10 protein-coding genes and 2 rRNA genes are annotated in these 12,990 nt (G+C 56.0%); 6 read left to right on the forward strand and 6 right to left on the reverse strand.

All coding sequences use genetic code 11. The features are described 5' to 3' along the window. The first annotated feature begins 49 nt into the window (after positions 1–49). Positions 50–3,041: ribosomal RNA gene (locus JMJ95_RS12995) — 23S ribosomal RNA — on the forward strand. A gap of 62 nt (positions 3,042–3,103) precedes the next feature. Then, a 5S ribosomal RNA gene (gene rrf / locus JMJ95_RS13000) occupies positions 3,104–3,219 on the forward strand. Between the two features lie 827 nt (positions 3,220–4,046). Here rrf and JMJ95_RS13005 read toward each other — a convergent pair. The 6 genes from JMJ95_RS13005 to JMJ95_RS13030 all read right to left on the reverse strand — a co-directional run bounded on the left by JMJ95_RS13005 (position 4,047) and on the right by JMJ95_RS13030 (position 9,378). After that, positions 4,047–5,066: a TRAP transporter substrate-binding protein gene (locus JMJ95_RS13005; protein ID WP_290686120.1), complete on the reverse strand. Its 1,020-nt coding sequence runs from the start codon at positions 5,064–5,066 to the stop codon at positions 4,047–4,049. A 169-nt stretch (positions 5,067–5,235) separates the two neighbouring features. Next, positions 5,236–6,525 (reverse strand): TRAP transporter large permease, encoded by a 1,290-nt coding sequence (locus JMJ95_RS13010; protein WP_290686122.1) that lies wholly within the window; start codon positions 6,523–6,525, stop codon positions 5,236–5,238. A 2-nt stretch (positions 6,526–6,527) separates the two neighbouring features. Further along, a complete protein-coding gene (locus tag JMJ95_RS13015; RefSeq protein ID WP_290686124.1) occupies positions 6,528–7,043 on the reverse strand; it encodes a TRAP transporter small permease in 516 nt (171 codons plus the stop codon). A 48-nt stretch (positions 7,044–7,091) separates the two neighbouring features. Next, positions 7,092–7,976 carry a shikimate dehydrogenase gene (locus tag JMJ95_RS13020; RefSeq protein ID WP_290686127.1) on the reverse strand — a complete coding sequence of 295 codons (885 nt, stop codon included), beginning with the start codon at positions 7,974–7,976 and terminating at the stop codon, positions 7,092–7,094. Between the two features lie 283 nt (positions 7,977–8,259). Next, positions 8,260–9,006, reverse strand: coding sequence for a hypothetical protein (locus JMJ95_RS13025; protein ID WP_290686130.1), 747 nt, complete (start codon positions 9,004–9,006; stop codon positions 8,260–8,262). A gap of 6 nt (positions 9,007–9,012) precedes the next feature. Beyond that, positions 9,013–9,378 carry a hypothetical protein gene (locus JMJ95_RS13030; protein WP_290686133.1) on the reverse strand — a complete coding sequence of 122 codons (366 nt, stop codon included), beginning with the start codon at positions 9,376–9,378 and terminating at the stop codon, positions 9,013–9,015. 464 nt (positions 9,379–9,842) lie between these two features. On the opposite strand from JMJ95_RS13030, the gene JMJ95_RS13035 reads away from it, so the two are divergent. From JMJ95_RS13035 to ltaE, 4 genes are all read left to right on the forward strand, one after another. Continuing rightward, complete coding sequence (locus JMJ95_RS13035) at positions 9,843–10,364, forward strand: YfcE family phosphodiesterase (RefSeq protein WP_290686136.1); 522 nt, start codon at positions 9,843–9,845, stop codon at positions 10,362–10,364. A gap of 41 nt (positions 10,365–10,405) precedes the next feature. Then, positions 10,406–10,921 (forward strand): chemotaxis protein CheW, encoded by a 516-nt coding sequence (locus JMJ95_RS13040; protein WP_290686138.1) that lies wholly within the window; start codon positions 10,406–10,408, stop codon positions 10,919–10,921. Positions 10,922–10,930: 9 nt separating this feature from the next. Beyond that, the gene (locus JMJ95_RS13045) at positions 10,931–11,758 is read left to right on the forward strand and encodes a PHP domain-containing protein (protein ID WP_290686141.1); all 828 of its coding nucleotides are present in this window, start codon (positions 10,931–10,933) and stop codon (positions 11,756–11,758) included. Between the two features lie 136 nt (positions 11,759–11,894). After that, positions 11,895–12,923 carry a low-specificity L-threonine aldolase gene (ltaE, locus tag JMJ95_RS13050; RefSeq protein WP_290686144.1) on the forward strand — a complete coding sequence of 343 codons (1,029 nt, stop codon included), beginning with the start codon at positions 11,895–11,897 and terminating at the stop codon, positions 12,921–12,923. Positions 12,924–12,990 lie beyond the last annotated feature (67 nt).

A 12,990-nucleotide genomic window follows, 5' to 3' on the forward strand; every position in this document is an offset into this window, starting at 1 on the left:
AATCCCCATGTAACTTGACAACTTTATAGAGGAAGAAGAACTGAAGCGAGGAAAAGGTAATAAGGGCACACGGTGGATGCCTTGGCGCCATCAGCCGAAGAAGGACGCAGCAAGCTGCGAAAAGCTCCGGGGAGAAGCAAGCATTCAGAGATCCGGAGATATCCGAATGGGGCAACCCGGCTGGAGCAGTCCAGTCACCCGCGAAGCGGGAGGAACCGGGTGAAGTGAAACATCTCAGTAACCCGAGGAGAAGAAATCGAAGAGATTCCCTGAGTAGTGGTGAGCGAAAGGGGAAGAGCCTAAACCGTATCCGTGTCAAGACTGCGGTCGTTGCGGGTATGGGGTTGAGGGAATTTCAGGGGATGGGCCGCAGCCGATCCGTGGAGTTACAAACCGTCTGAATAGTCGAAGTGTATTGGGAAAGCAAGCCGTAGAGGGTGAGAGCCCCGTAGGCGAAATGCAGGCGGCTCCATATGGAATTTCCCGAGTAGGCCGGAGCACGTGAAATTCCGGTTGAATCCGGGCCGACCATGGTCCAAGGCTAAATACTGATGGCGACCGATAGCGAAACAGTACCGAGAGGGAAAGGTGAAAAGCACCCCTGGCGGGGAGTGAAAGAGACCTGAACCCGTGTGCCTACAATCAATCGGAGCCGGAAGCGTACGCGAGTGCGTGGAAGGTGACGGTATGCCTTTTGTAAAATGAGCCGGCGAGTCATTTTCAGTAGCGAGGTTAAGGTCCGGAGTGGACTGGAGCCGCAGGGAAACCGAGTCTGAAGAGGGCGATAAGTTTCTGGAAATGAACCCGAAGCCGCACGATCTATCCATGAGCAGGTTGAAGCCCCGGTGAAACGGGGTGGAGGACCGAACCGGTGCCTGTTGAAAAAGTCTCGGATGACTTGTGGATAGGAGTGAAAAGCTAATCGAGTGCGGTGATAGCTGGTTCTCCCCGATATGCATTTAGGTGCAGCCTTATGGATGACAGATGGGGGTAGAGCACTGGATGGACGCGGGGGACTGGGGTCCTACCAAATTCAACCAAACTACGAATACCATCATGTTGGACCATAGGAGTGAGACTACGGGAGAGAAGTTTCGTGGTCGTGAGGGAAACAGCCCAGACCGTCAGCTAAGGCCCCAAAGGCTATGCTAAGTGTGGCAAGGATGTGGAAATGCCCGGACAGCCAGGAGGTTGGCTTAGAAGCAGCCATCCTTTAAAGAGTGCGTAACAGCTCACTGGTCGAGGATTTCCGCGCCGAAAATACAGGGGGCTAAGCATAGCGCCGAAGCTGCGGGATTAGTGTTTATGGCACTGATCGGTAGGGGAGCGTTCCATGTGGGGTGAAGTTGTACTGTGAGGTGCGGTGGACTGCATGGAAGTGAGAATGCCGGCATGAGTAGCGCAAAGTATGTGAGAAACATACTCACCGGAAGCCCAAGGGTTCCTGGGGAAGGCTAATCCACCCAGGGTAAGGCGGGACCTAAGGCGAGGCCGAAAGGCGTAGTTGATGGACAGCAGGTTGATATTCCTGCCCCGCGCCGGGCCGTTTGACTGAAGGGGTGACGCAGGAAGCTAGGTGGACCTGGGTGATGGAAGTCCCGGGCCAAGGGAGTAGGTATGTTCCGTAGGGAAAACCGCGGAGCTGAGCCGAGACCTGACGGGGAGTCTCCGTAAAGGAGATGAAGCCATTGACGCTCGACTGCCGAGAAAAGCCTCTAGGGAGGCCTGAGCGAGCTCGTACCCGAGACCGACACAGGTGGGCTGGCTGAACAGGCTAAGGTGAGCGGGATAACTCTCGTTAAGGAACTCTGCAAGTTGACCCCGTAACTTCGGGAGAAGGGGTGCCTCTCAGGTGAAGACAAAGCTGTTGGAGCTGAGAGAGGTCGCAGAAACCAGGCTCAGGCGACTGTTTACTAAAAACACAGGTCTCTGCGTAAGGCGCAAGCCGAAGTATAGGGACTGACACCTGCCCGGTGCTGGAAGGTTAAATGGAGAGGTTAGTCGCGAGGCGAAGCTTTGAAATGAAGCCCCAGTAAACGGCGGCCGTAACTATAACGGTCCTAAGGTAGCGAAATTCCTTGTCGGGTAAGTTCCGACCTGCACGAATGGTGTAACGATCTGAGCGCTGTCTCGACGGGAGACCCGGTGAAATTGTGGTCCTGGTAAAGACACCAGGTACCTGTGGTGGGACGGAAAGACCCCATGGAGCTTTACTGTAGCCTGGTACTGGATTTTGTCCTATCATGCACAGGATAGGTGGGAGGCGTGGAAGCGAGAGCTTAGGCAATCGTGGAGCCGACGTTGGGATACCACCCTTGATATGATGGAATTCTAACCCCTGGCGTCTGAAGCGGCGGGGGGGACACTGCCAGGTGGGCAGTTTGACTGGGGCGGTCGCCTCCCAAAGAGTAACGGAGGCGCGCGAAGGTCACCTCAGGGCGAATGGAAATCGCCCTAAGAGAGCGCAAGCGTATAAGGTGGCTTGACTGAGAGACCGACGGGTCGAACAGGGACGAAAGTCGGTGCTAGTGATCCGGCGGTTCCGAATGGAAGGGCCGTCGCTCAACGGATAAAAGCTACCCTGGGGATAACAGGCTGATCTTGCCCGAGAGTTCCCATCGACGGCAAGGTTTGGCACCTCGATGTCGGCTCGTCGCATCCTGGGGCTGAAGCAGGTCCCAAGGGTTGGTCTGTTCGCCCATTAAAGCGGTACGTGAGCTGGGTTTAGAACGTCGTGAGACAGTTCGGTCCCTATCCACCACGGGCGTAGGGTATTTGAGGAGATCTGCTTCTAGTACGAGAGGACCGAAGTGGACGAACCGCTGGTGTACCGGTTGTGACGCCAGTTGCATACGCCGGGTAGCTATGTTCGGCACGGATAACCGCTGAAGGCATCTAAGCGGGAAGCCGCCTTCAAGATGAGATACCCCATTCCGTAAAGGAAGTAAGGCGTCCTGGAGAATACAGGATACATAGGCCGGAGGTGTACGCCCTGAGAGGGGTTGAGCTGACCGGTACTAATACGCCGAGGCCTTTTCCTCGAAATTCAGTTTTTCTTCTTAGGATGAAGGAGTCAAGTACATGGGGATATAAGGATTGGATTTCCGGTGGTCATAGCGGAGGGGTCACACCCGGATCCATGCCGAACCCGGCAGTTAAGCCCTTCAGCGCCGATGGTACTGCGGAGGCTATTCGTGGGAGAGTAGGACGCTGCCGGAAGTCCAATTTTAATAGTTCAGGAAATGAAAGAGGATATTGAGAAGCGGGGAGTTTCCGGCACATGCCGGGATCTCCCCGCTTTTTTCGTGTCCATCACTTTTGGTTGTCATCCGCAGCGAAGCGGAGAGGCCGCTTTTGGCTGTCATCCTGAGGCCGTGGGGGGCGGCCCCTGCTGTCAGGGGCCCTTGTTGTAATGACCCTGCTGTCATCCTGAGGCCGTGGTCATGGCCGGAGGATCTTGCCCTTGTTTGTCATCCTGAGGCCGTGGGGGCCGGCCCTTGCTGTCAGGGGCCCTTGTTGTAATGACCCTGCTGTCATCCTGAGGCCGTGGTCATGGCCGGAGGATCTTGCCCTTGTTTGTCATCCTGAGGGTTGTACTACCACCCGAAGGATCTGGTTTTTGCTCCTGAAGGGCCTTAAAATCGAGGTCCATTCGGCCATTAACCCGGCCTCAGGACGACAAGGCGAGGGCAAACCCGAGGTCCTCCCCCTTCGGGGATGCTGCGCGATCGGGCGTGAACCCGACCTCAGGACGACAAGGCGAGGCCCTCCCCTCGCTATGCTCGGGATGCTGCGCGATCGGGCGTGGAGCCGCCCTCAGGACGACAGGCAAGGGCCATCTGGTTTTGTCAATGCAAATCTGACCACCAGGGATAGGCGAATTTTGACCACCCCGGTCATCCTGAGCGAAGCGAAGGATCCCAGTTAGGTGTGGGCCCAGCATTTTTCGTCCTTCTCCCAGAACGTCCCTGCGTCTTGTTTTACAGAAAAGCCCGAACCTGTCCGGTCCGGGCTTTTCTGCTAGCTATCCGGAACAGAATCAAACGTTACTTTCTTGCATCTTCGGCGGATTTCAGAAGTTCATCAACAACCGCGTCCCCGACATTTTTACGGATCAGCTTTTCCGTTTCCGCTGCGGCCTTTTTAAGTTCCGCCTGAAGGGCGGGATCAAGATCGATGACGGTTATGCCGGTACCTCGGAGGGAGGTCAGCATGGCGTCATTCTTGGCTTTCGCGAGGTTGAAGAGGTAATCCGCAGTCTCCTTCATGCTTTCGTCGATTATAGCCTTATATTCAGCAGGCATGCTCTCGTAAATGCCCTTGTTGATGTTGATGCTCAGAATGAACGCGATATGGTGGGTATTGATGAGAAATTTCTGGACCTCGTAGAATTTGCTGGACCAGATGATTTCATAGGGATTTTCCTGGGCATCCACCGTATTCTGCTGCAGGGCCACATAGAGTTCAGCGAAGCTCAGCGGAGTCGGGTTGGCACCGAGAGCCTTCCAGAAGGCCATGTGGTATTCGTTCTCCATGGTGCGGATCTTGAGACCGCTGAAGTCGGCGAGGCTTTTAATGGGCCTGTTGGTTGTCGTCTCGCGGTAATAGATAGGTTCAAAAAGGAGCAGCTTGAGGCCTGCCCTGTCGTACCACTCTTCGAGTTTTGCCCGGAACGGTCCGGAAAGGGCTTTTCTCGCCACGTCCATGTTTTCGTACAGCATGGGGATGTCAAAAATGGCAAGCTCCGGGATAAATCCTACCTGGGGAGCGGTGGTCTGGGAGACCATGGCGATGTCGCCCAGCTGGCATCCTTCGAGAATCTCCCGGTCGCCGCCGAGCTGATTGTCGAGGTAAATCTGCACTTTGATCTTTCCGTTGGTCTTCTTTTCGATGAGTTCCTTGATCTTTTCCGTTGCCAGAGCTCTCGGGGTTTCACCGGTGGAAGGATAGGCCCCCGCCAGCTGCAGTGTATACTCCTGGGCGGCCACCCGACCTGTGAATCCGAACAGCGCCGTCGCAATAAAAGCGGCTCCCAACAAAAGAGAAACCAACCTGACCTGCTTCATTTGATACCCCTCCTTTTCCATGATTTTGTCCCGGTCCGTTTTTCTAGACCGCCAGAACTGCCATTTTCAGAACAGGAAGTGCGTATTTTTTATCATTTCACCTCCCCTGCGGACGTAGAAATATCGCTTCGTCCCGGATTGTCAAAAACGCCGGAGGTACTTCCCGGTCTTACAGAAACACGAGGCTCATCTGGGGAATAAAAGTGATCAGGAGAAGGGCGACGATAAAGGCGATGATGAAAGGTATGGCCTTGATGCCCACTTTCATTACCTGTTCCTGGATGAGCGGCGCTGCAACGAAAAGATCGACCCCGAACGGCGGGGTCGCCATGCCGATGGCGAGGTTGACCACCATGATGACTCCCAGATGGATGGGGTTTATGCCCAGGGCTGTAGCGGAAGCGAGCATCATTGGGGCGAGAATGGCAATGGCCGGTCCCACGTCCATGAACATGCCCATCAGCATAAGAATAGCGTTCAGGGCTATGAGGAAAACATACCTGTTCCCCGCGAAATAGCTGAGGATAAAGTCCCGGAGGGCGACGGGCGCCTGAAGCAGGGCCAGCACCCGTCCGAAGACTATTGCCAGGGAGAGGAGCACGACGATGGGAGCGTAGGATTTGACGGTGTCGGTCAGGACGGATCCCAGCTCTCTGAACGACAGGCTTCTGTAAATGAAAAGGCACACGAGGAGCGCGTAAAACACGGAGACAGCGGCAGCTTCCGTGGGGGTTACTATTCCGCTGTATATCCCGCCGAGAATGATCACCGGCGTGAGAAGCGCCCAGAAGCTTTCCTTGAAAAGGGACAGAACTCCCTCCGACCGGAGAGATTTCACCTTCTCGGCAATTTTCTCCCTGTCTTCACCGTGCACCTTGGCGTAGAAAAAGGCGTACCCCATGAGACTGAGGCCGATGACGAGTCCCGGGATGATTCCCGCGATAAAGAGGCTGCCGATGGAAACTCCGGTGACGACTCCGTAGGTGACGAAGGGGATGCTCGGAGGAATGATGACTCCGAGGCTGCCTGCCGTGGCTACCAAGGCGGCGCTGTAAACCTTGTCATACCCAAGGGAGACAAGGAAGGGTATCGCCATGCCGCCCACCGCGGCGGTAGTGGCTACGCCTGACCCGGAAATCGCACCGTAAAACAGGCAGGTTACTATGGCCGTCATGGGGATTCCAGCGGGGAAATTCCCGATAAAAAAGGCGAAGAAATTGAAGAGCTTGTCCGAGATCTTCCCCTTGGTCATGATGTTGCCCGAGAGGATGAAAAGCGGTATGGCCAGCATGGGCGTGCTGTCGAGGGCACTCACGATATTCCGTACCACGTACGCAAGAGAAGCTGGAAAACCCGGAGTTGTCAGGCCGGGAAAGATGGTGGCAAATCCAAGGGCGACGGCAATGGGGATCCCGAGGGCGAGGCCTGCGAGCAGGATGAGGAACAGTGTCAAAACCATCTTCAGACACCCTTCTTTCTGATTGCGATTCCCAGGTCCTGTCCCGTTTTCTGGATAGATCTCGCCATTGCCAGGAAAAAGCCGGCCACGGCCGCAAAATAGATCCAGCCAAGGGGGATTTTTAGGGCAGGGCTTGTCTGGCCGGTCATGACGACCCTGTGAACAGCAGGAATCGAGCTGATAAAGAGGTAACCGAAGAACACCGTGACCGAAAGATTGATCAGCGTCACGAGAATGCGCTTCAACCCTGCGGGCAGGGCTTCAACGAGAGTGTCGACCTTGAGAATACTGTTTTCCTTGATGGTGTATCCGATGCTCACGAGAGCGGACCATACGAAGGCATACCGGGATGCTTCCTCGGCCCATGAAAGCGACGCGTTGAAGACATATCGCATGATGACCTGGAGTATCATGACTACGGCAATAACAACAAGCAGGCCGCTCAGGATATACTCCTCAAAGTGTTTATCCAGCCATTTCAGTATCTTCACTACCTTCACCTCCGGACTGGTTTCCATGACTGCCCCTTCAGGAACCGTTCATTCCCTTCTTCAGGGGCCGGCTATTCATTTTTTCGTCAGGTGCTCAAGGATCGCTTTCGTCATGACCTCCACGTCGGGGTCCTTCCCGCCGGTCCATTTCCGGAAGGCTTCAACTCCCTGCCAGATGGTCATCCAGTATCCGTACAGGATTCGGGAGCCCCTTTCTTCAGCCTGCCGCAGGAGCAGGGTGTCGTGAGGTACATACACGAGATCGCAGACCATGTGTTCCGGCCCGAGCAGGGATGTGTCAAAGGGGGTGGAGTCCGTATTCGGGGCCATGCCCAGAGGGGTAGAGTTTATTACCAGTTCGTTTTCTTTCAGGAGACCCGGGATGTCGGCGGGGTCGCTTGAATGTACCCTGCAGACGCCTGCACGGTAGGCGTTGAGGTCACTTGCGAGTTTTCTGAGTTTTTCATCCCCGGAAGCTCTCTTCCAGAGAGCTATGCTGCCGATTCCGGCTTTGGCGAGGGCGAAAGCCACTCCACGGGCGGCGCCGCCCGCTCCGAAAATAACACACTTCTTGCCTGCGGGGTCGTACCCCCCCTGCTCTTTCAGCCCCCTGACGAAGCCCACGCCGTCCGTGTTCGATCCGCACAGTTTGCCGTCCTTCCAGTAGATGGTGTTCACGGCATTGCAGAGGGAGGCGATTTCGTCGAGCTCGTCCAGGTACTCGATGATTTTCTGCTTCAGAGGCATGGTGATATTGAGTCCCTTGAAGCGAAGGGCTTCAAGGGCGGGAATGACCGTTCCGACGGTGGCTTCGGTAACCTCGTAGGGAGTGTAGACGGCATTCATTCCGAGGGCCTGGAAATTCGCGTTGTGCATGGCAGGGGAGAGAGATTTTCTGACGGGGTGCCCTAGAAGCCCGAAAAACTCTGTATCCGCCCAATAGGTCTTTTCTTTCAGCATAAAAATTCACGCTCCTTTTTTTCGGCGGTTTTGGATTTTCTGGTCCTTTTCTGTTCTTTGCTGCGGCGGTTCTTTTCTACTGACATGTGCCGTAAAAGCTTCCTGTTCGGGTTCAAATTTCTGCTGTGTGGTAACTCTTACCATTAAGCGGGTTTTGTCTATACATATCAGACCCGGCTCTTCATGTCAAGTAGCAATCTGCGGCATCAAAATGAAGTGCCCGGGAGGCAGGGGCCGGATTTCGCGGGCCAAAGGGCTCCGGAACGGGGGCGGGACGCCCGGCTTATTTTGCAGGAGAATGACCCAGCAGAAGGAGGGGGTCCTCCGTGAGGATACTTCCGGCTCCTGCGGCGATGAGAAAAGGAAGGGCCCTGGCACCCTTCGCCGTGGATTCCGCCACCGCTCCGATTTCCATCCAGTCCGGGGCGGCGCACTGCAGCAGGGCCACTTCCCTGATGGTGGGGAAGCCGAAAGCCCCCGTTCCTCCGATGACACGGTCCGCCCGGGCCATCTCCGCCGACCGGACGGCTGTTATGATCCCTTCATCGTCCAGCAGCGGCGTCTCGACGTAAAATGAAAGGACGGCCCCTTCAGAGGCTTCTCGTATTTTTTCCATTTCAGACCTGAGCCCGGCCTTGTCTCCGCTCGCCAGCCTGTAGACCGGCAGCACTACGTTAATATCCACGTTTTCCCCCGACCGGGCGGCCCTGGTTTCCAGTACTTTCCCTTCCTCGGTGCAGGTCCCGAGCGGATAGGCAACGGTCGTGGATACGCTGACCGGTTCAGCAGCAAGAAGGGAAGCGGCATGGGCGGACCAGGGAAGGGGGAGGCAGATTCCGCGGTATCCCCGCCTGACAGCCTCTTTGCACATCTCCCTGACTTCATCGCCGGAGAGCAGGGGGCGCAGGCGGGTCCATTCGATCTTTCCCGCCAGCTCGCTCTCCGGCGGCAGGTCCGCCAGGCCCGCCTCGGCGAGGGCCGCCTGCCTGCCTGCCTTTCGCGAAAGCAGTTCGATATCGGTTGCCATCAAGCACCGTCAATCCTTTGCGCGGAGACAGTCGCAGATATCCTCGTTATTTTGCGTTCCACGCCCTATGCGGACCGATTCAACTGAAATCTCCCCCGTCCTGTGGAGGAAGAGGAGAAGAGAGAGCAGGGAGGATGGTGAGATACCGATGGTTCCGGCGGCCTCCGATACGGAAAAATCTTTTCCCGGTTCGGCCATTCGCTTGACTTCCCGGCCCACAAGGGAGAGCCACTGCCGGAAAAGATCCTGGATTTCCGGAACGGTGGAGGCGGACAACTGGGATGTCCTCGTAACGGATTCCACCAGCCGGGCCGTTACAAGCCCCTCTGAGTCCAGGAGTTTCTTCATTTCTTCGAAAATGTCATGTTCGTTCATGCCGTCGCTTCCTTTCAGTCAAGGGGATACGTTTCGTTTCCTCCCCGAAAGGGGGAAATGGTACAATACAACACGGAAAATCACGGTCTGCGTACCGGTATTGTATCTCAGCCTCCCTTCCTGGAACAGCGAAAAGGGAGATCCCAAATACGCAGGTACGTTTTTCCAAAAAAGTCTTTGGAGAGCACGTTAAAATGTCGGACAGAAAGCTAAGGGAGTCCTGCACGAAGAAGGGAGACCTTGGGAATGTCTGGGATACGTGCCGAATATGATGAAGAATTCAAGAAAAATGCTGTCAAATTGAGTTGCGCATGGAAGAAAAAGCCGTGAAGCCTGGGTAAAGCGAAGATTCGTCTTTGATACCCGGGTGTATGGTGTGTTCGAATCGGGCGGAGGGGTGTACGGAGCGGGACGGATCTGGAGTGAGAGTTTTTTTGCCTGCTGATGAGGGGGGGCCGAGGAGAATGAACGGAAGGCTTGGCGTCATTTCGGATACTCACGGTCATGAAGAATCCTGGCGTAACGCCCTGATCCGGTGGGGTTCCGTTGATGGAGTTCTCCACTGCGGAGATGTACTGGCGGAAATCGCCACCGGGCTTGATGAGATGATTCGGGACGCTCCCTTTCCTGTTATAATTTCACGGGGAAACAGTGACCGCCCCGGTGACGAAGCCCTTCTCGGCTGGCCGGTAATGGCTCCGTATGCTACGGTTTGGTGGAATTCAAGACTCATCCTCCTTGGGCACGGAGCGCCCTTTCAGCCCCTGAGAGCGTTAGGTCTCCGCTGCAGAGCGGATCTTGTTATCTACGGCCACACCCACGTTTCGTCAATTGTACGGGAGGAAGGTACAATCTTCCTCAACCCCGGTTCGGCTTCCATGCCCAAGGGGCGGGACCCGGAAAGTGCCGCAGTTCTTGACAGCACAGGCATCAGGATCTTCGTCCTGGAAAACGGGGAGACTCTGCACAGTGAGCCATGGATTTAATCGGCTCTTTTCACTCAGAATCACCGGGAGGTAAAAAACGGATGGAAACGCTGAAAAAAGACGGAAATATGCAGCAGAAAGACCTGGAAAGCAGGGGAAGTGAGCATATCACCCTGGTTTTCTCCCTCCGGGACGAGGCCTTCGGCCTCGACGTGAATTACGTCCGGGAGATCGTGCGGGTTCCTGCCTTCATTACCAGGGTTCCCAATTCTCCCGGTTACATCCGCGGGGTTATCAACCTCAGGGGTTCCATCGTCCCCGTTTTCGACATGGGACTGAAAATCGGCATGGCGCAGAAAGAGCTCACCGACGAGGCCCGTATTGTGGTCGTATCGTGGAACGAGATTCTTTTCGGCATCATCGTTGATTCAGTCCGGGAGGTATGCACCATTTACGATGCCCGGATCGAATCCGCCGCCCAGATCAACACGTCCATGGACAGGAAATACATTCTCGGCGTGGCAAAGCACGAAGACGGGCGCCTCATCGTCCTTCTCGATCTCGCCGTTCTGTTTGAGATCGATTCCATTTTCAATGAAGAGGCCTCCGGAAGCTGACGATCCTGGATGATCCTTGTCGACCTTCATCTCCACAGCACGTTTTCTGACGGATCCCTGACTCCGGAACAGCTTGCCGCCCAGGGAAAGAAGCGGGGTATTTCCGTGATGAGCCTCACCGACCATGACACAACGGCGGGACTTCCTTCTTTTATGGCCGCCTGTTCCCGGCTCAATGTCAGGGCCGTGCCGGGGGTTGAGCTTTCCGCCGATTATCCCACAACCATGCACATCCTCGGCTACAGGCTGGATTACACCCATCCCCGCCTTGCGGTGACACTTGAATCTGTACGGAAAGCCCGGGACTGGAGAAACGAGGAAATGTGCCGAAACCTCCGCAAACTCGGCTTTGATATCACCCTCGAGGAGGTGGAAGCGGAAGCTGCGGGGGATGTTGTGGCCAGGCCCCACATGGCGAAGGTCATGGTGAGAAAGGGGTATGTGCAGGACGTGGCGTCGGCCTTTTCCAGGTACCTCGGAAATTCGGGGCCCGCATACGCCCAACGTGAACGTCTTTCCCCCGAAGAATGCATTTCCCTCATTCGTGAGACCGGAGGAGTTGCGGTTCTGGCCCACCCGGTCCAGACTGCGGACAACTATGCGGAAATCCGTCTCGTCGCCGGAAAGCTCAAGGAATGGGGGCTCTGGGGCATGGAATGCATCTCGGCCAAACATTCTGCAGAGCAGATTTTTCAGTACCTCTCCATCGCTTCCGGGCTGGGGCTTTTTCCCACTGCGGGAAGCGACTACCATGGGAGTTCCTCCCTTTCTGCGGCCATGGGCATCGCCGTTCCGGAGGATCTGCTCCCCTGGGCGCGCCTGGGCGTAACATTGTAGAATTCCGCCGAAAAGACTTGGAATTTGCAGGAGAAAAAGCGATTTCCGGAGTGAATTGCCCTCCAGAAATCGCTTTTTTGATGTTATCATATCCTGATGAAACGAACCGACACCGTATTTCAAGGAGGAATTTGCTATGTTCCCGATAGATCTGAAGAGCGACACGGTTACCCGTCCGTCGAAAGCGATGCGCCAGGCCATGTGCGATGCGGAAGTGGGGGATGATGTCTACTGCGAGGATCCCACGGTAAACCGCCTTCAGGAAAAGGCGGCGGCCATGACCGGCAAGGAGAATGCCCTTTTCCTTCCCTCCGGTACCATGGGCAACCTCGTGGCGGTGCTCACCCACTGCGGACGGGGTGACGGAGCCATCCTCGGCATCAACAGCCACATCTATTATTACGAGGGAGGCGGCCTCGCCGCTCTCGGAGGAGTTGTACCTCTCACCGCCGACGATTCCTCAGGCCTGATCCCTCCTTCAGAAATCGAGCGCAACTGCCGGCCCGTAAATGTCCATTTTGCTCCCGCGAAGCTCCTTTGCCTGGAAAATACCCACAATAAATGCGGAGGACTCGCCCTTTCACCGGCACAGATGAAGAAAACCACCGATGCCGCAAGGAAGAACGGCCTCTCGGTTCACATCGACGGCGCCCGGATCTTCAATGCCGCTGCGGCATGGAAATGCGATGTCAAGGAATACACAGCCCTGGTGGACTCCATCCAGTTCTGTCTCTCCAAGGGCCTTGGCGCTCCCATCGGCAGCATGCTCTGCGGAAGCGCCGACTTCATAGACAGGGCCCGCCACTGGAGGAAAAAGGTCGGCGGAGGGCTTCGCCAGGCAGGCATTATCGCCGCCGCCGGGCTCTATGCTCTTGAAAACAACGTCGTGCGTCTCTCGGAAGACCACGGGAATGCGGCCATGCTGGCTTCAATGCTCTCAGCGGGAGGGCTGGAAGTGGAGAAGAACCCCATGCCCACCAACATGGTCTATTTCCATGTTCCGGAAAAGGCAGGGCATGATCTCCATGAACGCTGCGCCGCCAGGGGTGTCCTTTTTAACGGAGCCGCCGATGGTCGTATCAGGCTTGTCACCCATATCGACGTGACCCGGGAGCAGGCTGTCCGGGCGGCGGAAATCATCCTTGAGGAGGTCTCCGCTTCGTGATGCCGGCTCCTGCCCGCCACGCCGTGGAAGAGGCTTCCGCATTCCTGGTCGGCGAAGCTCTCGCCAG

It is taken from the genome of Aminivibrio sp., assembly GCF_016756745.1.
Classification (GTDB): Bacteria; Synergistota; Synergistia; order Synergistales; family Aminobacteriaceae; genus Aminivibrio.